The organism is Mycolicibacterium tokaiense (genome assembly GCF_010725885.1).
In the GTDB taxonomy this organism is placed as follows: Bacteria; Actinomycetota; Actinomycetes; order Mycobacteriales; family Mycobacteriaceae; genus Mycobacterium; species Mycobacterium tokaiense.
Genome location: NZ_AP022600.1, coordinates 3,919,382 through 3,944,925, shown reverse-complemented (window position 1 = coordinate 3,944,925; position 25,544 = coordinate 3,919,382). Strand labels below are relative to the sequence as shown.

At 67.5% G+C, this 25,544-nt stretch carries 19 protein-coding genes and 2 pseudogenes; 9 read left to right on the top strand and 12 right to left on the bottom strand.

Features of this window, described 5'->3' with window-relative positions:
- The first annotated feature begins 146 nt into the window (after window positions 1–146).
- From G6N58_RS19200 to G6N58_RS19175, 6 genes are all read left to right on the top strand, one after another.
- Window positions 147–1,697 carry a molybdopterin-dependent oxidoreductase gene (locus tag G6N58_RS19200; protein ID WP_115281410.1) on the top strand — a complete coding sequence of 517 codons (1,551 nt, stop codon included), beginning with the start codon at window positions 147–149 and terminating at the stop codon, window positions 1,695–1,697.
- A gap of 34 nt (window positions 1,698–1,731) precedes the next feature.
- Entirely contained in the window at window positions 1,732–3,249 is a 1,518-nt protein-coding gene (locus G6N58_RS19195; protein WP_115281411.1) for an ATP-dependent DNA ligase, read from the top strand.
- A 55-nt stretch (window positions 3,250–3,304) separates the two neighbouring features.
- On the top strand, window positions 3,305–5,605 hold the full coding sequence (locus tag G6N58_RS19190; RefSeq protein WP_163908262.1) for a carbon starvation CstA family protein: 2,301 nt from the start codon (window positions 3,305–3,307) through the stop codon (window positions 5,603–5,605).
- Window positions 5,606–5,625: 20 nt separating this feature from the next.
- Entirely contained in the window at window positions 5,626–5,763 is a 138-nt protein-coding gene (locus tag G6N58_RS31350) for a YbdD/YjiX family protein (RefSeq protein ID WP_407664143.1), read from the top strand.
- Window positions 5,747–6,697 (top strand): diphosphate--fructose-6-phosphate 1-phosphotransferase, encoded by a 951-nt coding sequence (locus G6N58_RS19180; protein ID WP_147289294.1) that lies wholly within the window; start codon window positions 5,747–5,749, stop codon window positions 6,695–6,697. Before G6N58_RS31350 ends, G6N58_RS19180 begins: the two co-directional genes overlap by 17 nt.
- Before the next feature lie 191 nt (window positions 6,698–6,888).
- Complete coding sequence (locus G6N58_RS19175) at window positions 6,889–8,253, top strand: DEAD/DEAH box helicase (protein WP_232068117.1); 1,365 nt, start codon at window positions 6,889–6,891, stop codon at window positions 8,251–8,253.
- Here the strand turns inward: G6N58_RS19175 and G6N58_RS19170 are convergent.
- Together G6N58_RS19170 and G6N58_RS19165 are read right to left on the bottom strand one after the other, a co-directional pair.
- Window positions 8,250–8,858, bottom strand: a complete 609-nt coding sequence (locus tag G6N58_RS19170) for a hypothetical protein (RefSeq protein WP_115277642.1) — start codon at window positions 8,856–8,858, stop codon at window positions 8,250–8,252. The two genes, G6N58_RS19175 and G6N58_RS19170, sit on opposite strands and share 4 nt — an antisense overlap.
- A gap of 126 nt (window positions 8,859–8,984) precedes the next feature.
- Window positions 8,985–10,205 carry an MFS transporter gene (locus G6N58_RS19165; RefSeq protein ID WP_172544959.1) on the bottom strand — a complete coding sequence of 407 codons (1,221 nt, stop codon included), beginning with the start codon at window positions 10,203–10,205 and terminating at the stop codon, window positions 8,985–8,987.
- 243 nt (window positions 10,206–10,448) lie between these two features.
- On the opposite strand from G6N58_RS19165, the gene G6N58_RS19160 reads away from it, so the two are divergent.
- Complete coding sequence (locus G6N58_RS19160) at window positions 10,449–11,648, top strand: ROK family transcriptional regulator (protein ID WP_407664197.1); 1,200 nt, start codon at window positions 10,449–10,451, stop codon at window positions 11,646–11,648.
- A 25-nt stretch (window positions 11,649–11,673) separates the two neighbouring features.
- Here the strand turns inward: G6N58_RS19160 and G6N58_RS19155 are convergent.
- Window positions 11,674–12,220 (bottom strand): annotated as a pseudogene (locus G6N58_RS19155) (maleylpyruvate isomerase family mycothiol-dependent enzyme).
- 453 nt (window positions 12,221–12,673) lie between these two features.
- On the opposite strand from G6N58_RS19155, the pseudogene G6N58_RS19150 reads away from it, so the two are divergent.
- Together G6N58_RS19150 and G6N58_RS19145 are read left to right on the top strand one after the other, a co-directional pair.
- A pseudogene (locus G6N58_RS19150) lies at window positions 12,674–14,057 on the top strand (IS256 family transposase).
- A gap of 57 nt (window positions 14,058–14,114) precedes the next feature.
- Complete coding sequence (locus G6N58_RS19145) at window positions 14,115–15,839, top strand: DUF222 domain-containing protein (protein ID WP_115277646.1); 1,725 nt, start codon at window positions 14,115–14,117, stop codon at window positions 15,837–15,839.
- On the opposite strand, the gene G6N58_RS19140 is transcribed toward G6N58_RS19145, so the two are convergent.
- From G6N58_RS19140 to G6N58_RS19100, 9 genes are read right to left on the bottom strand one after another with little or no spacing between them, the layout of a single operon-like run.
- Entirely contained in the window at window positions 15,836–16,816 is a 981-nt protein-coding gene (locus tag G6N58_RS19140) for a 2-hydroxyacid dehydrogenase (RefSeq protein WP_115277647.1), read from the bottom strand. The two genes, G6N58_RS19145 and G6N58_RS19140, sit on opposite strands and share 4 nt — an antisense overlap.
- Window positions 16,813–18,147, bottom strand: coding sequence for an enolase C-terminal domain-like protein (locus tag G6N58_RS19135; RefSeq protein ID WP_115281412.1), 1,335 nt, complete (start codon window positions 18,145–18,147; stop codon window positions 16,813–16,815). Before G6N58_RS19135 ends, G6N58_RS19140 begins: the two co-directional genes overlap by 4 nt.
- A 17-nt stretch (window positions 18,148–18,164) precedes the next feature.
- Window positions 18,165–18,971, bottom strand: coding sequence for an IclR family transcriptional regulator (locus tag G6N58_RS19130; RefSeq protein ID WP_068916196.1), 807 nt, complete (start codon window positions 18,969–18,971; stop codon window positions 18,165–18,167).
- A gap of 10 nt (window positions 18,972–18,981) precedes the next feature.
- Window positions 18,982–19,698: a sulfite exporter TauE/SafE family protein gene (locus tag G6N58_RS19125; RefSeq protein ID WP_115277648.1), complete on the bottom strand. Its 717-nt coding sequence runs from the start codon at window positions 19,696–19,698 to the stop codon at window positions 18,982–18,984.
- Between the two features lie 3 nt (window positions 19,699–19,701).
- Complete coding sequence (locus tag G6N58_RS19120) at window positions 19,702–20,715, bottom strand: ABC transporter ATP-binding protein (RefSeq protein ID WP_068916194.1); 1,014 nt, start codon at window positions 20,713–20,715, stop codon at window positions 19,702–19,704.
- Window positions 20,708–21,730, bottom strand: coding sequence for an ABC transporter ATP-binding protein (locus G6N58_RS19115; protein WP_237023273.1), 1,023 nt, complete (start codon window positions 21,728–21,730; stop codon window positions 20,708–20,710). The genes G6N58_RS19120 and G6N58_RS19115 overlap by 8 nt, the downstream gene beginning before the upstream one ends.
- A gap of 20 nt (window positions 21,731–21,750) precedes the next feature.
- Entirely contained in the window at window positions 21,751–22,713 is a 963-nt protein-coding gene (locus tag G6N58_RS19110) for an ABC transporter permease (RefSeq protein WP_068919721.1), read from the bottom strand.
- Between the two features lie 30 nt (window positions 22,714–22,743).
- Window positions 22,744–23,673: an ABC transporter permease gene (locus tag G6N58_RS19105; RefSeq protein WP_068916192.1), complete on the bottom strand. Its 930-nt coding sequence runs from the start codon at window positions 23,671–23,673 to the stop codon at window positions 22,744–22,746.
- Window positions 23,674–23,700: 27 nt separating this feature from the next.
- Window positions 23,701–25,266, bottom strand: a complete 1,566-nt coding sequence (locus G6N58_RS19100; RefSeq protein ID WP_115277649.1) for an ABC transporter substrate-binding protein — start codon at window positions 25,264–25,266, stop codon at window positions 23,701–23,703.
- Window positions 25,267–25,544: the final 278 nt, after the last annotated feature.

Sequence of the window (25,544 nt, the reverse complement as noted above, 5' to 3'; positions counted from 1 at the left end):
ACCATCCTTCCCACGACTGCCTGAGTTACGAAACTAGCCGCTGGTGTCACGTTGGGAAAGGCCTGCCAGGTCGCCGCGGGCACCGTCACCGATTCTTCACCGCGGCCTACCGCCCGCCCGCCATGGCCGCGGGTAACTTGGCTGCCATGGCTGCTCCCGCGCCCGGATCGCGGATGCTGGGTGGAATCGCGGCGGCTGCCGTGGCACTCGGCGTCGCTGCACTGGCCGCGATCCCCTTGGGATCGTCTGCCGACGCCCGCAACGCCGTCGGCTCCGCGGTCATCGACCTGACTCCCGGCCCGGTCAAGGAATGGGCGATCCAGACCTTCGGCACCTCGGACAAGCTGTTCCTGTCCGCCGCGGTGCTGGCCGTCATCGCCATCATCGCGGCTATCACCGCGGTGTTCGAGACACCCAGACGCCCGGTCGGCAGCATCGCCATCGGGCTGGCGGGACTGGCGGGCTGCGTCGCGGTGTTCTCCCGCCCCGATGCGGGTCCGTTCGACATTCTGCCCACCGTGCTCGGGACCGTGTGCGGCATCGCCGTGCTGCGCCTGCTCACCTCCGGCCGGATCACCAACGGTGAACGCAGGCCCGGCGATGCGCCCACCGTCGACCCGGGGCGGCGGTTGTCCCTGGCCACCATCGGTTTCCTGGGCGCCGGGGTGCTGTCCGGGGTGCTGGGCGCCGTGTTGACCCGCCGTGTCCATTCGGTGGACCAGGACCGGGCGACGTTCGCGGCGCCGCAACCCCGCACGCCGGCGCCGCCGATCCCGCCGGAGGTACAGCCCGCCGGCGTCGAACTGCCCAGCTTCGTCACGGCCAACGACGACTTCTACCGCATCGACACCGCGCTGAGCGTGCCGCAACTGGCGCGCGAGGAGTGGACGCTGCGCATCCACGGCATGGTGGACCGGGAGGTCACCTTCACCTTCGACGACCTGTCCCGGTTCGACGTGGTGGAGAAGGCCGTCACACTGGCGTGCGTGTCCAATCCCGTTGGCGGTGACCTGATCTCCAACGCGGTTTGGACCGGGTACCGGGTGCGCGATCTGCTCGCCGAGGCCGGGATCGACCCGGACGCCGACATGGTGCTGTCCACGTCGTCGGACGGGTTCACGGCGGGGACACCGGTGGAGGCGCTGACCGACACCCGCGACGCCCTGCTGGCCATCACCATGAACGGCGAGCCGCTGCCGGCGCGGCACGGCTACCCGGCCCGGCTGGTGGTGCCGGGCCTCTACGGGTACGTCTCGGCCACCAAATGGGTGGTGGACCTGGAACTGACCCGGTTCGACAAGGCCGAGGCCTACTGGACCCGGTTGGGCTGGGCCCCGCGCGGGCCGATCAAGACCGAATCCCGCATCGACGTCCCGCGCAGCGGCCAGGAGGTGCCACCCGGGCCGGTCACGTTCGGCGGGGTGGCGTGGGCGCAGAACCGGGGGGTGCGCGCTGTGGAGGTACGCATCGACGGACCGGCCGGCCCCGGTATCTGGCAGCCCGCGGAGTTGGGCGCCAGCTACTCCGGCGACACCTGGCGGCTGTGGAGCTTTCCGTGGCAGGCCGGCGCTGTTGGGCAGTACACCATCACCGTCCGGGCGACCGACAACACCGGGGAGACCCAGACCGAGGAGCAGGCCGGGGTGATCCCCGACGGCGCGACGGGTTGGCACGAGGTGTCGTTCTCGGTGCGGTGACGACCTGTCGGACCCACATGCCAGGGTGGACAGCATGCTGATCGCCGATGTCGCCGCCGCCTCCGCCGAGGTGGGTGCTCTGTCGGCCCGGCTGGCCAAAACCAGTCGCATCGCCGAGGTGCTGCGCCGGTGTTCCCCGGGCGAGGTGGCTGTGGTGGTGTCGTGGTTGTCCGGCGAACTCCCCCAGCGCCAAATCGGTGTGGGCTGGGCGGCCCTGCGCGCGCTGCCACCACCGGCCCAGCTCGCCACTCTCACGGTGTCCGAGGTGGACGCGGTGTTCACCGACATCGGCGCGATGTCGGGCAAGGGTTCGGCGGCGCGGCGCTCTGCCGCGCTGGGGCAGTTGTTCGGCCAGGCGACGGACGTCGAGCAGACGTTCCTGCGCCGCCTTCTCGGTGGCGAGCTGCGCCAGGGTGCACTGGTGGGTGTCATGGCCGACGCCGTGGCCAAGGCCGCCGATCTGCCCACCGCGGTGGTGCGTCGGGCCGCGATGCTGGGCGGCGCCCTGCCCGCCGTCGCGGCGGCGGCGCTGTCCGGTGGTCCCGACGCACTGGCCGGGTTCACCCTCCAGGTGGGGCGGCCGGTGGGCCCCATGCTCGCCCAGACCGCCACCGGCGTCTCCGAGGCGCTCGACAAGCTGGGCGGCACAGCCGTTTTCGAGGCCAAGCTGGACGGTGCCCGGGTACAGATCCATCGCAACGGCTCCGATGTCACGGTCTACACCCGCAGTCTGGACGATGTCACCGCGCGCCTGCCGGAGGTGGTCGAGGCCACGTTGGCGTTACCCGCCGAGTCGCTGATCGCCGATGGTGAGGCCATCGCCCTACGCCCGGACGGCCGGCCGCACCGATTCCAGGTCACCGCATCGAGATTCGGTCGGGCCGAGCGGGCCGATCAACCACTGTCGGTGTTCTTCTTCGACCTGCTGCACCTCGACGGACAGGACCTGCTGGATCAGCCCGCCGCCGCACGAGCCGAGGCGCTGACCGCCCTGGTTCCGGCGCAACACCGGGTGGACCGGCTCCAAACCTCCGATGCGCACGCAGCCCAAGAGTTCCTTGAGCTCACACTGGCCGCCGGCCACGAAGGGGTGATGGCCAAGTCCCCCACCGCCTCGTATGAGGCGGGCCGGCGTGGCGCCGGGTGGCTGAAGGTCAAGCCGGTGCACACACTGGATCTGGTGGTGCTGGCTGTCGAGTGGGGTTCGGGTCGGCGCACCGGCAAGCTCAGCAACATCCACCTGGGCGCCCGCGACCCCGACGGCGGGTTCGTCATGCTCGGCAAGACCTTCAAGGGAATGACCGACGCCATGTTGGACTGGCAGACCACACGTTTCCTGGAGTTGGCGGTGGGGCCCACCGACGGCTACGTGGTGACGGTGCGCCCCGAGCAGGTGGTGGAGATCGCGCTCGACGGCGTGCAGACCTCGACCCGCTACCCCGGCGGCATGGCGCTGCGCTTCGCGCGTGTTGTCCGCTACCGAGACGACAAGTCTCCCGCGGAGGCCGACACCCTCGACACCGTGCGTGCGCTGTACCTCCGCAACGAGTGAATATCAACCCGCCCGTTTCGCCCAATACCCGTGGCGCCGGTGCAAGACTCCCCTCATGGCTTCATCTTCTGCGCCGTCGCAGGGCGTCATCACCGAAGAGCAGCACGACGGGAACATCACCTACCTACGCACCGACAAGAATGCACCACCGGTCGCGATCATCGACCGGTCCCCGATCACTGGCAAACACAGGGCGATCTTTGCGATCGTTGCCGTGGTGGGTGCGGTGGCGTGGGCGGTCATTGCGTTCTTCCGCGGTGAGACCGTCAACGCCGTCTGGTTCGTGATCGCCGCGATCTGCACCTACGTCATCGGATTCCGTTTCTACGCACGGCTTATCGAGATGAAGATCGTGCGGCCCCGCGACGAGCAGGCCACCCCGGCCGAGGTGTTCGAAAACGGCACCGACTACATGCCTACCGATCGCCGCGTGCTGTTCGGTCATCATTTCGCGGCGATCGCCGGCGCCGGCCCGCTGGTGGGCCCCGTGCTCGCCACCCAAATGGGTTATCTCCCAGGCACCATCTGGATCATCATCGGTGCGCTGGTGGCCGGCTGCGTCCAGGACTACCTGGTGCTCGCCATCTCGACGCGCCGCCGGGGCCGGTCCCTGGGCCAGATGGCCCGCGACGAACTCGGTGTGGTCGGTGGCGTCGCGGCAATCGTCGGTGTGCTGGTCATCATGGTGATCCTGCTGGCGGTGCTGGCGCTGGTGGTGGTCAACGCCCTCAGCGAGAGCCCCTGGGGCGTCTTCTCGATCGCGATGACCATCCCGATCGCCATCTTCATGGGGCTCTACCTCCGGTTCCTCCGGCCCGGGCGGGTGTCGGAGGTGTCCCTGATCGGCGTGGTCCTGCTGCTGCTGGCCGTGGCGTCCGGCGGCTGGGTCGCCGAAACCGATTGGGGCAACGAATGGTTCACGCTCTCCAAGGTGGCCCTGTCGTGGTGCATCATCATCTACGGGTTGGCAGCTTCGGTGCTGCCGGTCTGGCTGCTGCTGGCACCCCGCGACTACCTCTCGACGTTCATGAAGGTCGGCACCATCATCTTGCTGGCCATCGGGATCGTGCTGGCCAGGCCCGTGATGGAGGCGCCCGCCATCTCGAGCTTCGCAGCCAGCGGGACCGGTCCGGTCTTTGCCGGATCACTGTTTCCGTTCTTGTTCATCACCATTGCGTGCGGAGCGCTGTCAGGCTTTCATTCGCTGATCTCCTCAGGCACCACACCGAAGCTGCTGGAGAAGGAAAGCCAGATGCGGCTGATCGGTTACGGGGGCATGCTCACCGAATCGTTCGTGGCGATCATGGCGTTGATCACCGCCTGCATCCTGAACCAGCATCTGTACTTCGTGATGAACGCACCGTCCGCGGCCACCGGCACCACCGCGGAGACCGCCGCCGAGTATGTCAACGGTCTCGGCTTGTCCGGTGCACCGATCACACCCGGGGAGATCGACGAGGCTGCAGCGAGTGTTGGTGAGAGCTCGATCATCTCGCGTACCGGCGGCGCACCAACTCTGGCATTCGGCATGTCGGAGGTGCTGCATCAGGTCTTCGGCGGCACCGCACTCAAGGCGTTCTGGTACCACTTCGCGATCATGTTCGAGGCGCTCTTCATCCTGACCACCGTCGACGCCGGCACCCGCGTTGCCCGCTTCATGCTGTCCGACGGTCTGGGCAATCTCGGTGGCCCGATGAAGAAGCTGCGCAACCCCAGCTGGCGGGTCGGTGCCTGGATCTGCAGCGTCGTCGTGGTCGCCGCGTGGGGATCGATCCTGTTGATGGGGGTCACCGACCCGCTGGGCGGTATCAACACCCTCTTTCCGCTGTTCGGTATCGCCAATCAGCTGCTCGCCGCGATTGCGTTGACGCTGGTGACCGTGGTGGTGATCAAGAAAGGCTTGCTGAAGTGGGCCTGGATCCCGGGGGTTCCGCTGTTGTGGGATCTGGTGGTGACGCTCACCGCGTCGTGGCAGAAGATCTTCTCGGGTGACCCGAAAGTCGGCTACTGGACCCAACATTTCCAGTACCGCAACGCACGCGACGCCGGCGAGACCGCCTTCGGGGCGGCCAAGGACGCGGGGCAGCTGGATGCCGTCATCCGCAACACCTTCATCCAGGGCAGCTTGTCGATCATCTTCGCGGTCCTGGTTGTCATCGTGTTCGTCGCGGGAGTGGTGGCCGCGCTGCAGGCCATCAGGGGCCGGGGGCTACCACTGAGCGAGGACGATCCGGTGCCGTCCCGGATCTTTGCGCCGTCCGGCATGATCGCGACGCACGCCGAGAAGGAGGTGCAGAAACAATGGGACGCACACGTCGATTCGCAAGCGAGCTCGGTCGGTTCTGCGCCACGGTGAGGTGGTTCTGCTCATCGCTGATGGGCGACAACCACTATCACCGCTATGTGGCACACCGCGCCCGCGCACATCCAGGCGAGCCGGTGATCGACGAACGGGAGTACTGGCGGGTGCGCCACGCCGCCGCCGACGCACATCCCGGTGCGCGCTGCTGCTGACGCGATGACGCCGTGGCGCCGGGGTCCCGGCGACGAAGTGTGGACTTACCGATACCTGCGGATCGGATTGGTCGGCGCGGTGGTGTTTCTGGCCGTCTCGGTGGCCATCACCACCGCGACCACCGGCCGGTGGCAGCCGTCGATCAGCGCCTACTTCTACACCACCTCGCACGCGGCGCTCACCGGTGCGCTCTGCGCGGTGGGCCTCGGCCTGATCGCCTACAAGGGCAGCACAGCCACCGAAGATGTCCTGTCGAACTCGGCGGGCTTTCTGGCATTCATCGTCGCGCTGGTGCCGACCGCCCGCCCGCCGTGCGCCGGAACGCCTGCGTCGTGCGGGCTGTGGCTGCCCGAACTGGGGAACGCGACCGCAGCCGTCCCGAACAATCTCACCGCCTTGGCGGCCGCCACCGCAGTGGGTATCGCGTTCTACGCCGCCGTGCGGGCCATCGATCCCGCCCCGCAACCACGGTGGCCGGCCCCGCACCCCGCGCAGGGCTGGGTGTGGCTGGCACACGCGGTGCAGGCCGTGCTGGTGCTCGCCGGTCTTGGGGTGCTGTGGCGGTGGCCTGGGGTGTTCGTCGAGTGGGCCCATGACGTGGCTGCCATCGCGATGTTCGCCGCGATCATCGCCGTGGTGGCGCACTACGCGTGGTACTCCGCGCGCCGGCCGAAGCGCCCGGGTGCTGGACCGCGGAAGATCACCCAGGCCTATGTCGTGATCGTCGGGGTCATGACGATCGCCCTGGTGGCCGCGGCGCTGCTGCAGCCCGGTGGGGTGGTGTTGATCGTCGAGGCCATCCTGGTGACGGGATTTGCCGCGTTCTGGTGTGTCCAGACCGTCGATCTGTGGGACAACGAGGACAAATACTGCCGGATTGGTCACACCGGCTCGTCGGGATTCCAGCTGCCACCGCCTGGTGCGGTAGGCTGAGCTCAACGCTGGCAGCGCTCACGCGCACACCAGTACGTCGCTGAACGAGCGCGCCGAGACCTTCTCGCCACCGCCTGAGGTGGATTCGCGCAATTGAACCGGCTCCTTTCGCGGCGAACGACCTTGCCCACCGGCATTGTCGCCACCGATGCCCCGAAAGGCATACTTTGACTTCCCCTGTGCACTCCTCCATGACCTTCGCCGACCTCGGTGTGTCCCCGGCGCTGGTCCGCGTTCTCGCTGACCGCGGAATCGCCCAGCCCTTCCCGATCCAGTCCAAGACGCTGCCGGACACGCTCGCCGGGCGCGACGTGCTCGGGCGCGGAAAGACCGGCAGCGGAAAGACTTTGGCGTTCTCGCTGCCGCTGGTCAGCCGCCTCGCCGACACCCGCACCCGGGCGGCCCGCCCGTCCGGCCTGGTGTTGGCGCCCACCCGCGAGCTGGCCACCCAGATCACCGCGGCCCTCGAGCCGCTGGCCAAGGCCAACGGACTGACCGTCACCACCATCTTCGGCGGGGTGTCGCAGAGCCGTCAGGTCAGCGCCCTGCGCGGCGGTGTGGACATCGTGGTGGCCTGCCCCGGCCGCCTGGAAGACCTGATGCGCCAGCGTGAAATCAGCTTGGATGCGGTCGAGGTCACGGTGATCGACGAGGCCGACCACATGGCTGATCTCGGCTTCCTGCCCGGCGTCACCCGCATCCTGGCCGCCACCCCGTCCGGCGGGCAGCGGCTGCTGTTCTCGGCGACCCTCGACAACGGTGTCGACAAGCTCGTCAACCGTTTCCTCGATCAGCCGGTGATGCACTCCATCGACGAGGCCAACTCGCCGGTGGCCGCCATGACCCACCACGTCTTCCACGTGGCCGGGGTGGACGCCAAGAAACGTCTGGTGCACCAGCTGGCGTCGGGCACCGGCCGCCGAATCCTGTTCATGCGCACCAAGCATCAGGCCCGCAAGCTGGCCAAGCAGCTCACCGACGCCGGTGTGCCCTCGGTTGACCTGCACGGCAACCTTTCTCAGCCGGCCCGCGACCGCAACCTCGCCGCATTCAGCTCGGGCGCGGCCCGGGTGTTGGTGGCCACCGACATCGCCGCCCGCGGTGTGCACGTCGACGACGTGGAGCTGGTGGTGCACGTCGACCCGCCGATGGAACACAAGGCATACCTGCACCGCTCGGGCCGCACGGCACGGGCCGGCAGCGCCGGTGATGTCGTCACGCTGGTGCTGCCCGAGCAGCGCCGCGACACCCAGGCCCTGCTGCGCAAGGCCGGTATCACCGTCAAACCCGAAGACGTGGCGCCGGACTCGGCGTCGGTGCAGGCTCTCGTCGGTGAAGTGGCCCCCTACCAGGCCCCGACTCCCAGGGTCGAGCAGCCGCAGCCTCAGGCGCACAACCGCGCCGGCGGATCTCGTCGTGGTGGGCAGGGTGGCCGAAACCGCAATGGCCAGTCCAATGCACGCAGCGGCCAGCCCGGTGCGCGCAGCGGTCGCGGTCAGTCCGGCGGCGGACGCAGCCAGCACGGTGGCCGCAGCAACGCGGCACGCACCCGCTAGGAGGCGCGGGCCAGGTCCCATGGGCCCAGGCGTACCGCCTGGGTACCACCGGCGCAGGTGTGCACAAAAGCTTCGATGGGGCAGTCCCGTAGACCCGGGGCGACGCGCGCGACCGGAAGTTCCTCGGCACCACTGGCGCTCGGACCATGAATGGCCGTCCAGCTCAGGCCGGCCCGGTCGTCGGGGAAGGTGACCACCACCGCGTCATCGCGGTCCATCTGATCGAGCACGGTGGCCACCGGGTCCTCGGGTTCGGCCAGCACCACCACCGCGTCGACGTCGGTGACATACGTGCGGATCTGGTCCTGGAGCTCTCCGGGGCCCAGGAGTCGCTGTAGGAACATCCGGTCGGTGAGCCGGTCGCGGTGCACCGCACCGACTCTGCTGCGCACCCACATGCCGGCCACCTTGGCTTCGACATGCTCGACCACCGGAGGCAACTCGTGCCGGTCGACGTCGAGCAGTGCGGTCAGCTCGCCGCGGTAGCGCACCCGGGCCTGCGCCAGGGAGTCCGCGACTCCACTACATCCACCCGGTATCGACCGGTAGGTGATGGACCCGGCGTCGGGCAGCGTCCGATAGACGACGTTCTCGGTGACAGACATGGGTTTACCTCGCGGGGGCGACCTTCAGGAGTTGGAATCCCTTCCCCCGCAGGGTCAGGGTGAATTTTCTGCCGCCGGGCAGGAACAGTTCCACCCGGGTACGTTCGATGTGCGTGCCGTGCTGGTTCACGCCGCACCCCCCTTCTTGCGTTGCAACAGCACCGCAGCGGTGAGCACCACCAGGGCACCGGCGGCCAGCACGGCCCCGGCCGCGGCAGGTGCGGTGTATCCGAAGCCCGCCGCGATCACCAGGCCGCCGATCCAGGCCCCGGCAGCGTTGGCGACGTTGAGGGCGGAGTGGTTGAGCGCGGCGGCGAGCGTCTGGGCGTCGGCGGCGACATCCATCAACCGGGTCTGCAGAGCCGGTGCCATGGCCGATCCGCTGGCCGCGATACCGAACAGCAGCAGCAGCGCGGTCCACGGGTTGTGGGCGGCCAGCACGAAGAGGGCCAGCATCACCCCCAGCGACGTGATGGTCAGATAGAGGCTGCGGATCACCGAGGCATCGGCCAGGCGGCCGCCGACGATGTTGCCGACCACCATGCCCGCGCCGAACACCATGAGCGCCAGCGGCACCAGGCCGCGTGACATACCGGCGACATCGGTCATCGTGGTGGCCACGTAGGTGTAGACGGCGAACATGCCTCCGAAGCCGACCATCCCGATGGCCAGCGCCAGCAGCACCTGGGGCCGCTTGAGCGCACTCAGTTCGGTCAGCGGGCTGCTGATGTGGCTGTTGCCGAGCTCCGGCAGCCAGGCCCAGATGGCGGCCAGGGTGAGCATGCCGATCACGACCACGAGCGCGAAGGCACTGCGCCAGCCGAGGCCCTGGCCCAGCCAGGACGCGATGGGCACACCGACGACGGTGGCGATGGTGAGTCCGGTCATCACCTGCGCGACGGCCTTGGCGCGTCGGGTCGGTCCCATCATGCGGGCCGCGACCAGTGCCGCCACTCCGAAGTAGGCGCCGTGGGGAACGCCGGCGACGAACCGGGCCGCGATCAGCGTGTAGTAGTCGGGCGCGAGCACGGTGGCCAGGTTGCCCAGCGTGAAGACCGCCATGAGGCTCAGCAGCAGCACGCGACGCGACAGGTGGGTGGTCAGCGCGGCGATCACCGGAGCACCGATCACCACGCCGAGCGCGTAGGCGGAGATGACGTGGCCGGCGACGGGTTCGGAGATGTTCATGCCGGTCGCGATGTCGGGCAGCAGTCCCATGGCGACGAACTCGGTGGTTCCGATACCGAAACCGCCGAGGGCCAGCGCGAAGACCGCGAGCCGGAGCACAGGTGGCGGCGGCGCGACGACGGCGGCAGAGACCGACGGGCGGGAAGCAGTGAGGGTCACGGTCAACTTTCGGGTGCGGCGACTCTGGACAAGAGACCCCCGGGGGGTCTCGGCTGGCACTCGCCGCGTTGCGGAGCGCCCGGACGTCCCGACTCTATCGGGACTTTTAGCATCAGCCCAACCGACTTTAGCCTTTTTAAGGACAAAGTGAGGATGATTACAGCTCTTGCTGATCATTTGTTCAGCTTGTTTAGATGGTTGCAACCCAGTTTTCACGCACTTATTCCTCGTAGGAGGCGCATCATCCGTCGGCCGCGCACCGCTTCAGGGTCCTCAGGGACGCCGGCCAGCGCCGGCGAGATCTTCGCGCTGATCCGCGACGCGGTGGCCACCACCCGTTCCGACATCCGCCGGATCACCGGCCTGTCGCGCACTGCGGTGGCTGCCCGGGTTGCCGACCTCACCGACCGCGGACTGGTGGTGGAAAGGCAGGAGGGCCTGTCCACCGGTGGGCGGCCACCGACGCTGCTGGCCTTCAACTCCGACGCCGGCGCGGTGCTGGCCGCCGCCATCGGCCGCAGCCGCACCCATCTGGCCGTGTGCAACCTCGCCGGCCGGATGCTGGCTGTCACCGACATCGACGAGCACGTGGGCGTGGGTCCCGAACAGTTGATGCCGCAGTTGGTCAAGCGTCTCGAGGCACTGGTGACCGAAGCCGGCCTGCTGCCGTCCGCGGTACTCGGCGTCGGGGTCAGCCTGCCCGGCACCGTCGACCAGGAACGCGGCTGCAGCCTGGACTCACCGGTGATGAACGGGTGGGACGGAGTTCCGCTGGGGCCTTACTTCCGCGACCTCACCGCCGCGCCGGTCCTGGTGGACAACGACGCCAACGTGATGGCGCTGGCCGAACGTCACGGTGAGTACCGCGGCGTGGACGACCTGGTGTTGCTCAAGCTCTCCACCGGCCTGGGCGCCGGCATCATCTCCGGCGGCATGCTGCAGCGCGGCGCAGTGGGCGCCGCAGGGGAATACGGGCACAACAAAGTTCCTGCTGCGCACAATCTCTCGTGCCGATGCGGAGACACCGGCTGCTTGGAGACCGTGGCCAGCGGGTGGGCGTTGGTGCGCGCGCTGCGCGACCAGGGACACGACGTCGGGCATCTACGCGACGTCATCGACCTGGCCAATCGCGGTGACTCCGAAGCCCGGCGATTGATCAGAGAAAGCGGACGCCTTGTGGGCGAAGCGGTTTCACCGTTGGTCAACGTGCTCAACCCTGCCGTCCTGGTGATCGGCGGCGACATGATGGGCGCCTACGACCTGTTGGTGGCCGGTCTGCGCGAGGCGCTCTACGGCAACGCCACCGCGCTGGCCACCCGCACGTTGCAGGTGGTTCCCGCCACCCACGGTGAGCGATCGTCGGTGATCGGGAGCGCGGCACTCATCCTCGACACCATCCTGGACGCAGACGCCATCGATGCCGCGCTACAGTCGGGGCGCTGAGGTACCGAGCGTGGGGTTGTGTGCGTCAGATGTGTTGCGCAAAAAGGCTTTTACCGGATCCATCGAGTTGTCGGAGTGCGTCACTGCGGCCGGCCATCGCCATCAGAAGCGCTTCTCCGGCCCCATGAACTTCCGGCCCATTTCCATGTGACCACTCGAAGTCGGTGGCAACGAGCCTGACTCCCCGTGCATGCCGGAATGGTGCGCGGCATGTTCAACGGCCGCCGAATGTCCTGCTGATGGATCGTGCCATCCACCAGCGCGATCATGCCGCCGAATGCTGCCGTCAACCCGCGCGGACGAATATGGTCCCGGACCATCTGGACCAGTTCTTCGGGCGGATGGGCAGCCAGCTCGCCTGTCCTGATCGCATTGATTCGATTGACGAGGAACCTACCGCGTACGAAGCGAGCAGCCAGATCGGCGGCGCTGAGTTCGTCGTAGCCGATGGTGTGCGCGACGACGTCGCGCACACGCCACCGGCTGCACAGGCTGCGTACGTTCCACTGCTCAGGTGCGAGGCCCGCGAGAAAATCGGCGAACTCCCGGCGCTCATCGCACGCCATTTCCATTGTGGTTCCCACGGCGCCCTCCCGATCAGTGACACCGAAGCTACCCCGGGCCCGGTGAGAACGACCGCAGGCGTGGACCCAGTCCGCACTCACCCCCCCACCTCTACCGCCGAGCGTGCGTGTTTGTACGGGGGCGCCGTGGTTTGTGTGCAGTGTGCGCACGCTCGGCACGGGTGAATTCCGCTCTGCCACTTCTGCAGGGCGGTGCGGGTGTCGGTTGCTCGAGTGTGGAGTTGAGACCCGTTTGCAGCGGCGTGACGGGGATCAAGTCCACACTCGATGTTCGTGCAAAACTCATCTGTCACTGCTGTTTTCGGCGGGCACGTTTTGTCGGACCCGGTCTATATCGTGGGGTCATGTTCGCAGGGTTGCCCGATTGCGCAGCGCGGTCGCAGGGCGTGTCAGATGGTTTGTGTAGGAGCTGCATGAGCCAGATGGAGCACGATGATGTCCATGGTTGTTCGGCAGGACAGTCAGGCCGGTGACGGCGATAACGGCGAGGAAGTAGACCGGCTGGAGTCAGGCCGGCAGGCGTTCGAGGCGTTGAAGGCCTCGGGCGGTTTCGACGACGTGCTGGCCAAGATCGACGCGGGTGAGCTGCAGTTGACTGGCGAAGGTGGCTTTCTGCAGGAGATGGTCAAGGCGGTCCTGGAGCGCGGCCTGCAGACGGAGCTGACCGGCCATCTCGGCTACGACAAGGGCGATCCCGCTGGGCGGGTACTTCCCAACGCCCGCAACGGTTTCAGCGCCAAGACAGTCTCTAGCGAGGTCGGCGACGTCACCCTGGCCATTCCACGTGACCGTGACGGCAGCTTCATTCCGATGCTGGTTCCGAAGGGCTCGCGGCGCATCGGTGGACTGGATTCGATGATCATCAGCCTCTATGCCGGCGGGATGACCGTCCGCGACATCGAGCATCACCTGGCCACCACGATCGGCACCGAGATCTCGCGGGAGACGATCAGCAAGATCACCGACGCGGTGCTCGAAGAGGTCCTGGAGTGGCAGCGCAGGCCGCTGGATCCGATGTATCCGATCGTCTATCTGGACGCTCTGGTGATCAAGATCCGCGACGGTCATCAGGTCCGAAACAAGTCCGCTCACATCGCTGTCGGAGTCGATATGGACGGGATCCGCCACGTGCTGGGGATTTGGGTCCAGCCCACCGAGGAGCGAAATTCTGGGCTGGAGTGTGCGCTGAGCTGGCCAATCGTGGCGTTAAGGACGTGCTCATCGCCTGTGTGGATGGGCTAACCGGCTTCGGCGACGCGATTGCCGCGACGTGGCCGCAGACCATCGTGCAAACATGCACGGTGCATCTCCTTCGGTCATCGATGCGTTTTGTTGCCTACGGCGATCGCAAACAGGTGGCCTCTGCGTTGCGCCTCATTTACACCGCACCCACCATCGATGCCGCGGAAATCGCTCTGCACGAGTTCGCCGCGTCCGCTTGGGGGAAGAAGTACCCGACTACGGTTCGAGCCTGGGAGGCAGCCTGGGACCGCTTCATTCCGTTTCTGTCGTTCCCGCCGGCCGTCCGCAAAATTATCTACACCACCAACGCCATCGAGTCGCTGAACTATCAACTCCGCAAAATCATCAAGAATCGTGGTCATTTCCCGAATGATCAAGCGGCAGTGAAGCTTTGTGGCTTGCGATCTGCGATATCGAAGACAAACGCTCCCGAGAACGCGTTCGTCACCGCGACCGAACGACGCCCCAGCGGTACAAGCAAAGTAACCGTCTCGTCGAAGGCGCCATCGTCACTGGGTGGAAGCACGCACTAGGCGCCCTGGTCCTGGCCTACCCAGACCGACTAGAGCCATACATTTACTAACCAGCGTACTAACCAACGCGGCTCATACACAAAAGTCTTGACAAGCTCCGGTCGCAGATGACCGACGTGCAACTCGACGATGCGATCACCACCTACACCGCCCTGGCCGCCACCGTCGCCGCCCACCGGTTGTTGTTCATCGCGGAGAAGACCAGCCGCACCTACACCGACGACTACGACACCGTCGAGGACACCGAAGCCGCCTGGAAGTCCGCCGCCGCGGAGATCTCGTTGGCCAGCGACACCAGCCACGGCCGCGCCTCCAACGACATGGAAATCGGCCTCGCGCTGGCCACCCGGTTGCCCAAGATCGCTGAGTTGTTGTTGGGCGGGCAGATCTCGGAATACATCGCCCGACGCATCGTGCACCGCACCACCAACATCATCGACCCCGACGTACTCGCCGTCGTCGAAACCCACCTCGCCGAGGCCGCCACCACCTGGGGTGCCCTATCGGTCAAGAAACTCGACAACGCCATCGACGTCTGGGTGAATCGGTACGACCCGGCGGCGGTGCGGCAGGTCCGGGTGCGGGTCCGCGACCGCGGTGTGGAGATCCTGGAAACCAAAGACGGGGTCACCGAGGTCCTGCTGCGCCTCACCGGTGCCGATGCCGCTCTGTATTGGCAGCGGATCACCGCGATGGCCAAAGGGGTCTGCACAGACGACCCCCGCACCCTGAATCAGCGCCGCGCTGATGCCCACGGGGCGCTGGGAGCCGGGTTCTTCCACCTGGCGTGTCAGTGCGGGAACCCGGACTGCCCCGCCGCCGCCGACGATGATGGACGGGCCTCGCAGGTGGTGGTGCACATCTACACCGAAGCGGCCACCCTCGACGCACAGCCCGATCCACTGATGGACGGCGACACACCGCTGCCGCCAGACCCGCGGCAGCCGCACACTGACATCACCCTGGTCTACCCCGACGGCACCCGCGTCCCCCTCGACGGCGAACCCGAACCCGCCCGCGAGAACCAGGCCTCCCACGACGGCCCGGCTGCCGAATGCCGGCGCGCAGAAGAACACGAAGCGCCCGGCGTGGACCAGGCTTCGCCCACCGAGACCGGGCCCGAGCCCGAGGTGGACGGGGAGGCCGGCAAGGCCACACCAGAACACGACGCTCCCGTCGCGGAACAGGATGCACCTGTCGAGGCCGACGATGCCGTGCCAGCACCCTGCGCACCCAATCCGCCGCCGGGCATCCTGGTGGGCTTCGGCGCGATGCCGGCGCCGCTGATCGCCGCGCTCATCGCCCGCGGCGCACCAGTCCGCCACCTCACCGCACCGGGAACGGACCCCGAACAGCGGTACCGCCCGTCAACAGCCCTGCAGGAGTGGACCACCGCCCGCGATCTGACGTGTCGGTTCCCGAATTGCGACCGCCCGGCCCAGTTCTGCGAATGGGATCACACCACCCCCTGGCCGGCCGGCAAAACCCACGCCTCCGGCGGCAAGATGTACTGCAAACTGCACCATTTCGGCAAAACCTTCTGGACCGGCTGGACCGACAGCCAAGCCCCCGACGGCACCATCACCATCACCACCCCCACCGGACAGACCTACACCAGCAAACCCGCCAGCCGCCTCTACTTCCCCACCATCAACACCACCTCAGCCCCGATCACCACCCCGCCGCCGACACCCACCCCGCCCGGCAAAATCAACCACATCCCCACACACCGAAAACGCAACCACGCCCGACAACGCGCCTACCGCATCCGGTCCGAGCGCAAACTCAACGACACCCACGTCGCCGAATGGAACAGACCACCACCGTTTTAAGGCCTGTTCACCACATTTCGCAGCGGCTCGCCGCGGTCCAGCCTCACGATGTTGGCGACGACGTCGTCGACGCGGCCTTGGAAGGTGTCGCGGGTGACACCGGACGAATGGGGCGTCATCACAATGTTGGGCAGCTCGGCGAACGGCACGGTGCTCGGCGCGCCCCGGCCGTCGAGTCCCGGGTAGCTGTACCAGACGTCAATGGCCGCCGCCGCGATCACACCATCACGCAGGGCCTCGAACAGGTCCTGCTCCACCACCAACGGCCCACGCCCGACGTTGATCAGCACACCGCGAGGGCCGAGCGCACGCAGCTGCGCACCACCGATCATGCCGGTGGTGTCCTCGGTCAGCGGCGCAGACACCACCACGATGTCGCTCTCGCGCATCAGCACATCGAGCGACGTGGTGTCTGCCGCCCACTGCAGCCCGTACTCCCCCGCGTCCACCCGGCCGGAACCCGTCACCGCCACGCCGGTCGAGCCGAACGCCTGGAACAGCTTCCAGGCCTGCTGGCCGATGTGCCCGAAGCCGACGAACCCGACCCGCGCACCGCGCACCGTCGGCGACTGCGGAATCTCACGGTCATACACCGATGTGGCCCACCGGCCGTCCCGCAGCGCACGATCCTGGGTCAGGAAATCGCGGCGCAGCAGCACCGCCATCGCCGCGACGTACTCGGCAATTGACGCCTCGTGGTGAAAAGTGTTGGCCACCAGAACACCCGGCGCCAGGGAAGCGAAGTCGATCTTGTCGGTGCCTGCACCGGCGACGTGTATCAGCGCGAGCTTCTCGGCAGCAGCGGCATGTTCGGCGCCGAACCGGCTGCCCACGAACACCTCACTGTCCCGGAGGTCGTCGGCCAGCTCTCGGGCACCGGCCCCGGGCCGCCACACCACCTCGACCGACGGCGCAAGTCCGGCCTCGAAGCGCTCCCGGTGAGGCACCAGATTGACATCGTTCACCAGAACCTTCATGCCAGCGCCGGCCGCTTGCTGTCGAACGTCCACCCCGGAACCAGGTACTGCATGGCGATCGCATCGTCGCGGCCGCCGAGGCCCTCCTTCTGGTAGAGCTCGTGAGCGGCCGCCACGGCCTCCATATCCAGATCGACACCGAGGCCCGGGCGATCAGGAACCGTCAAGTACCCGTCGACGATCGAATACGGCTCCTGGGTGATCCGCTGACCGTCCTGCCAGATCCAGTGGGTGTCGATGGCGGTGATGTCGCCCGGCGCTGCGGCCGCCACATGGGTGAACATCGCGAGCGACACGTCGAAGTGGTTGTTGGAGTGCGATCCCCATCTCAGACCCCAGGCATCGCAGAGCTGCGCCACCCGCACCGAGCCGTTCATGGTCCAGAAATGCGGGTCGGCCAACGGGATGTCCACCGCGCCGGCACGAATCGCATGTCCCATCTCACGCCAATCGGTCGCGATCATGTTGGTGGCGGTCGGCAAGCCGGTGGCGCGCTTGAACTCCGCCATCACCTCACGTCCGGAGAACTCGCCCTCCGGCCCCACCGGGTCCTCGGCGTAGGCCAGCACGTCACACAGCCCGCGGCACGTGCGGATGGCGTCGTCGAGCAGCCAGCCTCCGTTGGGATCCAGCGTGATGCGCGCATCGGGGAATCGCTCGGCCAGCGCGGTCACGGCGGCCGCTTCCTCTGCAGCGGGGAGCACACCACCCTTGAGTTTGAAGTCCGCGAAACCGTAACGCTGCCAGGCGGCTTCGGCGAGCCGGACGACGGACTCGGGAGTCAGTGCCTCCTCGTGCCGGACCCGCAGCCACGGGTCGGTGGCAGTCTCGTCGGACAGGTAGGCCAGGTCGGTCTTGGTGCGGTCGCCGATGAAGAACAGGTATCCGAGCGCCTGCACCTTGGTGCGCTGCACACCGTCCCCCAACAGCGCCGCGACCGGGACCTCCAGATACTGACCGAGCAGATCCAGCATCGCCGACTCGACTGCGGTCACCGCGTGCACCGTCACCCGCAGATCGAAGGTCTGCGCACCGCGGCCGCCGGCGTCCCGCGACGAGAATGCCGCCCCGACGGCGGCCAGGACCGCGTGGTAGTCCCCGATGCCGCGACCGATCACCAGTGCGCGGGCGTCCTCGAGGGTGCGTCGGATCGGCTCACCGCCGGGAACCTCACCGACGCCGGTGCGACCATCGGAATCGGTGAGGAGCACCAGATTGCGGGTGAAAAAGGGCGCATGGGCGCCGCTGAGGTTGAGCAGCATGCTGTCGTGCCCGGCGATTGGGACGACGGCCATCTCGGTGACCACGGGGGTACGTTGCGGGGATGTCATCTCGGCTCCTTGCTGTGTCATGACGCGAACCACTTGTCACCATTGGCCACCGGGCGCACCACGCGGGAAACTTTGTCGCACACGGTGTGCAGGGCCTGCACGATCTCCGCTTCCCGCTCGGGGGTGAGGCGTGCGACTGGCACGGACGCGCTGATCGCGTCCTGGGAAGGCTGGCAGTAGCGCAGCGTCACCGCGAAACACCGCACCCCTGGAGTGTTCTCCTCGTTGTCGACCGCATGCCCGCGCACCCTGATCTCCTCGAGTGCCTCGTGCAGCACGGTCTGGTCGGTGATGGTGTGCGGCGTCAGCGCCTCCAGCGCCCGGGGCACGTGGGCGTCTCGCCCGAAGCCGGTGCGGTCAGCCAACAGGGCCTTGCCGAGCGCGGTGGCATAGGCGGGCAACCGGCGACCCACCCGGCTGGCACTGCGCTGGTATTGCTTGGACTCCCGGGTGGCCAGGTACACCACGTCGGTGCCGTCCAAGCGACCGAGGTGGAAGGTCTCGTCCAGGTCGGCCCGCAGCTCATCGAGGAACGGGGTGATCAGTGGCAGGTACGGGTCGCTGTCGAGGTAACTGGTACCCACCAACAGAGCGCGCACGCCGATCCCGTACTGCGTTCCGGAATCGTCGCAGCGCACCCAGCCCTGCGCCATCAACGTACGCAGCAGGGCGTGTGCGCTGCTGCGGGGCATGTCGAGTGCGGTGCAGATCTCCCGGATCCGGGCCGGCCGGTCCTGCCGACCCGCCAGATACTCCAGCAGTTCGACGGTACGTACCGCGGATTTGACCTTGCGCACAGTGACATCACCTGCGTCGGTGCTCATCGCCCTCCCCTCATATCAACTGCTGGGTGATCAAGACAACGGCACCCAGTGCGGACACCCCGATGGCCAGCCGCCGCAACCGCACCGGATCCAGCAGCCGGTTGACGTACCGCGACAGCACGTAGCCGAGCGCCGCCGCCGGAATGAACACGGCGAACGTTGTCAGCGTGTGTCCGGTCACCGCCCCGGTGAACCACAACGCTGCCAACGACATCAGCGAACCCACCAGGAAGAAGCTGCTCATGGTGCCACGCAGCCGGGCTCCGCTGTTGCGTTGCCACACCAGGGCCATCGGCGGTCCACCGATCGACGTCGCGGTGCCCAGCAACCCCGACGTGGCGCCGGCCAGCACAACGTTGCGCGGCCGCGCGGCCGGCACCCAACCGGCACTGGTGAGCACCACACCCAGCAGCACCACCGCTGCCAGCATCACGGCGAGCCCCCGCTCCGGAAGCGCCGCCAGCAGCAGCGCCCCGGCGATGGTGCCGGGAACCCGGCCCACCAGAGCCCATTTCGCACCGCTGAGGTCGATGGCCTCGCGTTCGCGCAGCGACACCAGCAGGGTGACCAGCGTCGCCAGCATGATCAAGGTGCCCGGAATCAGTGACGGATCCACGATGGCGACGACGGGGGCCGCCAACATCCCCATCCCGAAGCCGATCGAGGCCTGTAGGCACGACGCCAGCAGCACCGCCAACGCCACCACCGCGAAGCCTGCCCACGTCATCGCTCACGCCGGAATCGCCGCGCTCTGCTCCTGCTGCAGCGGATGGAAGCACTCCGCCCGGTGTCCCTTGCCTGCCGTGTCGAGCACCAACGGCGGTCGGGCGGTGGCACATTCATCGGTTGCCTTCCAGCAGCGGGTGCGGAACCGGCAGCCCGACGGCGGGTTCAACGGGGACGGGATCTCGCCCTTGAGCAGGATCTTCTCGGTGCGGTGCTCGGCGTTGAGCTTGGGTGCCGCCGACATCAGAGCGGCCGTGTACGGATGGTTGGCACGGTCGAAAACCGAGTCGGTGATGCCGGATTCGACGATGCGGCCCAGGTACATCACAGCCACCCGGTCGGCGACATGGCGCACCACCGACAGGTCGTGGCTGATGAAGATGTAGGAGATCTGCAGCTCCTGCTGCAGATCGTTGAGCAGGTTCAACACCTGGGCCTGCACGGACAGGTCCAGCGCCGACACCGGCTCGTCACAGATGATGACGTCGGGACGCAGAGCCAGCGCCCGCGCGATACCGATGCGCTGACGCTGGCCGCCGGAGAACTCCTGCGGGTACTTGTCCACGGCCTTGGCGCCCAGGCCCACCATGTCGAGCAGTCCGCGCACGCGCAGCTCACGGTCCTTGCGGCCCGGGTAGAGCGCCTTGTGGGTGCGCCATGGTTCGGCAATGATCTCCCCGGCGGTCATGCGGGAGTTCAGCGATGCGTACGGGTCCTGGAACACCATCTGCACCCGCCGCCGAAACGACAGCAGCTCTTTGCCTTTGAGCGTGAACGGATCGATGCCGTCGAAGGTCACCGAGCCGGCATCAGGGCGCTCCAGCATCATCAGCGTGCGCGCCAGGGTCGACTTGCCGCAGCCGGACTCCCCCACCAGACCCAGGGTCTCGCCACGGGCGAGGTCGAGGTTGATGCCGTCGAGTGCGGTCAGCGCGTTCTTGGCACCGGGGACCTTGAAGGTCTTGGTGAGATCCTTGACCTGCAACACAGACTCAGACTTCCGTAGTTGATCAGACATTGGTGACCTCCTCGGGGAAGTGGCAGGCCGCCGCGCGACCGACGCCGGTGGCGCTCAGGGTGGGCCTGGTGGTGGTGCACACCTCGGCGGCCAGTGGGCAGCGCGCCTGGTAGACGCAGCCCTTGGGGATCGAGTGCAGGTCGGGCGGGGCGCCGCCGATGGACTTGAGCTCCTCGCCGCGCACCGCGTCCACGGGCACCGAATTCAGCAGGCCCTTGGTGTAGGGGTGGCGGGGATCGGCGAAAACCTCGGCCACCGGGCCGGTTTCGACGACGTTGCCGGCGTACATGATGGCCACCCGGTCGGCTTCCTCGGCCACCAGCGCCAGGTCGTGGGTGATGAGTACCACGGCCATGTCGTACTCGCTGCGCAGATCGCGCAGCAGCGCCATGATCTGCGCCTGCACCGTGACGTCGAGTGCGGTGGTGGGTTCGTCGGCGATGAGCACGCTGGGGTTCAGCGCCACGGCCATGGCGATCAGCAGGCGCTGACGCATGCCGCCGGAGAACTGGTGGGGGTAGGAGTTCACCCTGGTCTCCGGTTGCGGAATGCCCACCCGGGCCATCAGTTCGATGGCCTTGGCGCGGGCCTCTTTGGCTTTCATCCGCTGGTGGATCTGGAACGGCTCGGCCAGTTGCGCCCCCACCGGGTACAGCGGGTTGAGGGCGGTGAGCGCATCCTGGAACACGATGGCCAGTTCGGTGCCGGCCAGCTTGCGCCGCGTCTTGCGGTCGGCGGAGAACAGGTCCTGGCGGCCCAGCACCGCAGTGCCCTGGGTGACCTCGGCGACCGGTTCGAGCAGACCCACCAGGGCGGTGGCGGTCATCGACTTGCCGCAGCCGGATTCGCCCAGCAGCGCCAGGGTTTCGCCGCGGTAGGCCTCGAACGTCACCCCGTTGACGGCGCGCACGGTGCCGGTGATGGTGCGGATGTCGACACACAGGTCGTCGACCTTGAGTGCCGGGTCCGATTCCACCGTCGGTGCGTTGGTGGTGTGATCTTCCATCACGGTCATCTGATTGGGCCTTTCCTTGACTAGCGGTTGGTCGGCCGAGTGAAGCGGGACAGCCGCTTCTGCGGAACGGTGAGGCGCCACCGTTGCCCGGGATCGGTGGCGATCCGCGCCCAGGCGGCCAGGATGGTGGCCGAGACGGTGGTGATGACGATGGCCAGGCCGGGGAAGAACGACAGCCACCACGCCGAGTGCAGATAGGTGCGGCCCTGGGCGACCATCAGGCCCCAACTGACGTCGGGCGGCTGGATGCCGATACCCAGGAAGCTCAGTGAGCTCTCGGCCAGCATGACGTAGCAGAAGTCCAGCGTCGCCACGGTCAGCAGAGTGGGCAGCACCACCGGCAGAACGTGGCGGGTGATGATGGCGGTGCCGCTGGCCCCGAAGGTACGCGCCGCGTCGACGAACACCCGGGTGGACAGTTCGGCCGATTCGGCCCGGGCGGTGCGCAGGTACACCGGGATGCGGGTGATGGCCAGGACCGCAACGATGTTGGCAGCACTCGGGGAGAACACGTAGAGCACCACGACGGCCAGCAGCAGGGACGGAAAGCTCATGATGACATCGGCGACACGCATGGCCAGGGTCTCGCGCCAACCGCGGTAGAAGCCGGCCCACATGCCGATCAGGGAGCCGACGACCGCGCTGATCACCACCGCAGGGATGGCCACCGACAGCGTGGTCTGACTGGCCACGATCAGGCGGGCGAGCATGCTGCGGCCCAGCGGGTCGGTGCCCAGTATGTTGGCCCAGCCGTGGCTGAGGGTGAACGGCGCCTGGTTGGAGTTGTCCAGGTCGATGCGGGTGGCCAGGTCGCCCATCAAGGTGGGGCCCACCAGCGCGGTCAGGAACACCAGGCCCAGCACCACCGCGGCGGCCGCCGCCACCCGGTCGTTGACCAGCAGCCGGTACCAGGTGGCGCCCGAACGCCTCTTGGTGGTGTCGGGTTCGCCGACGATCGCGGTGGTCGGTTTGACCGGGACCATCTCGATTTGTGTGCTCATGGGCTGGCTTCCTTAGACTTTCGCCGGTTCGCGGACGCGGGCATCGAGCAGGGCGTAGCAGGCGTCGATGAGGATGTTGAGCAGGAAGATCGACACCGCGGTGAGCAGCACGGCGGCCTGCAGCACGGCGAAATCGCGTTGCAGGATGGCGTCGATCATCAGCTTGCCGATACCGGGCCAGCCGAAGATGGCCTCGACCACCACGGCTCCGTTGATCAGTCCGACGGCCAGGTCACCGGCGACGGTCAGCGCGGGCGCCGCGGCGTTGCGCAGGGCGTGGTGGGTGACCACGCGGAAGTCCCCGGCGCCCTTGCTGCGGGCCAGGCGGACATACGGCGCCGACAACGCGGACACCATGGCACCGCGGACCACCTGGGTGAGGACGCCGAGCGGACGGATCATCAGGGTGGCGATGGGCAGGACCCAGGACAGCAGGCCGGCGTCGGTGCCGGAGGTGGGCAGCCAGCCCATCAGCACCGCGAACAACCAGACACCGGTGATGGCGAACCAGAAGTCGGGGATCGACGCGGCTGTCATCGACAGCAGCGAGGAGAACCGGTCGGCCAGTGAATTGGGCCGATACGCCGCCCAACAGCCGATCACGACGGCCGCCACGATGGCCAGAAGCATGGTGGTGATGGCCAATTGGAGCGTGGCCGGGAAGGCCCGCAGGGCCATCTCGGAGGCGGATTCCCCGGTGCGCAGGGATGTGCCGAAGTCCAGGTGCAGGACACCGGAGAAGTAGTCCACCAGTTGGTTCCACACCGGCTGATTCAGACCATTGGCCTCGGCGAACTCGGCGCGCTGGGCTTCGGTGGCCGACTCGGGAAGGTAGAGGCTGGTGGGGTCACCGGTGAGGCGAGCCAGGAGGAACACTCCCAGCAGCACGACCACCAGGGGTAACAGGCTGGTGTACATCCGGCGCCGGACGAACGAGAACATGGGCGAAGGCCTCCTGGGTGATCAGGGTCAGGTGTTGTCGGGCTCGGTGGGCGCGAAGGTCATCTCGGCCAGTCGCATCTCGTCACCCGTGGCGGAGTTCGGGGTGTAGGCCACCCGCGCGGACTTGCCGAGGATGCCTTTCATGTGCGCCAGGTAGGCCATCTGCATGATCTCCTGGGGTTCTTCGGCGAACAGGGTGGCGAAGGCGTTCTGCCTCTCCTGCCCCGTGAGTGCCTCGGCGGCGCGGATCTCCGCATCGAATTCCGTTGTGCCGTAGGCCGCTTGGGGACCGTCGGAGAGCATGTACTGGTCCAGCGTGAACGCGGCGTCACCGGCCTGGTTGCCGTGCATGATCATCAACAGGTACGGGCCCGTGTCGGCCGGAAAAGGGCGCAGCTGATACTCGAGTTGCGCTGCGGTGTCCATCATCTCGATCTTGACGTTCAGACCGATGTCGCTGAATTCGCTCTGCAGTACCTCGACGGTCTCGGCGATCTTAGGGAACTGCGCGGTGCGTGCGATCAGCCGGATCTCGTTGTCCACCGGCACTCCGTCGGCGCGCGCCTCGTCGACGAGTTGTCGGCCCTTGTCCGGGTCGTACGGCCACAGCGCCAGGTCGGGGTTGTAGCCCACCACGCCCGAGGGAATCAGCTGCGCGGCCGGATCGCCGAGGCTGCGGAACAATGCCTTGACGATGCCGGGACGGTTGACGGCGTAGTTGATGGCCTGGCGCACCCGAATGTCGTTCAGCGGCGCCTCGGTGGCCTGCATGCGCAGCGCGGTGGTCTCGTTGTTCTGGAACGGAACGCCGAGATCGCCGGCGCCGTCCTCCGGGCCCAGACCGGTGGCGATGTCGGCCTCGTCGTTGGTGATCATCGCCGCCCGCACGCTGCCCTCGCTGCGCCACTGGTACTCGGCGCGGGCGAAGGCCGGGGCCGCGCCCCAGTAGGACTCGTTGCGAGTCAGCGTGAGCTTCTGGCCGTATTCCCAGTTGTCGATGGCGTAGGGACCGGTGCCGATGGGTTCGCGCACCTTCTCCGCGGTGCTGGTGGTCCGCGGGACGATCTCGACGAAGGAAAGGCGCAGCGGCAGAATGGGATCCGGGGTGGCGGTGGTGACCGTCAGCGTCGTGTCGTCGCGGACCTCGAGTCCGAGTTCCTCGTCGCCGAAGACATAGCCGTCGACGTTGCACTGCAGATCGGAGTTGACGGCCCGGTCGATGGAGAAGGCGGCGTCCTCGGCGGTGAAGGGAGCGCCGTCGGAGAAGGTGACGCCCTCGCGGGTCCGGAAGGTCCACTGCGTCGGGGCAGTCTGTTCCCATTCGGTGGCCAGCAGCGGCAGCAGATCGCCGGTGTCGGGGTCACGCTCAACCAGCGGCTCGGTGATGTTCGAGCGCACCACGATGCCGGTGGATGTCAGGGAGCTCTCGCAGGGTTCCAGGGTGGGCGGCTCCTGCGAGAGCACCACCCGCAGGGTGTTCGGGTCGTAGCCGCCGTGTCCGGAATTGGCGACCGAGCAGCCGGTGCCGGTCACACACACCCCGGCCAGGGTCACGGCCAGCACGCGGCGGGAAATCGGGCCTGCGTGGCTCATCGGGGTCCTCCAGTTGTCGCGAGATGGAGCGGGCAGAGTAGGCGCGGGGCTGATGCGCTGGTGACGTCCACGTATGTAGATGCCGTTTGTGATCGCAGACACACGGTATGAACGCGCCATTCACCACGTCAACCCCGGCAACACGGGCTGAAACGGGCCGTTTTTGGCCTCCGGGCATCGATCGGGTCCACCGCGCCGGCCCCACAAGCAGGCTTGAACAGCAGTTTTGCCGACGCCCGACGGTGATCCATGCGCCGAACCGCGGCCCGCGCGGCCAG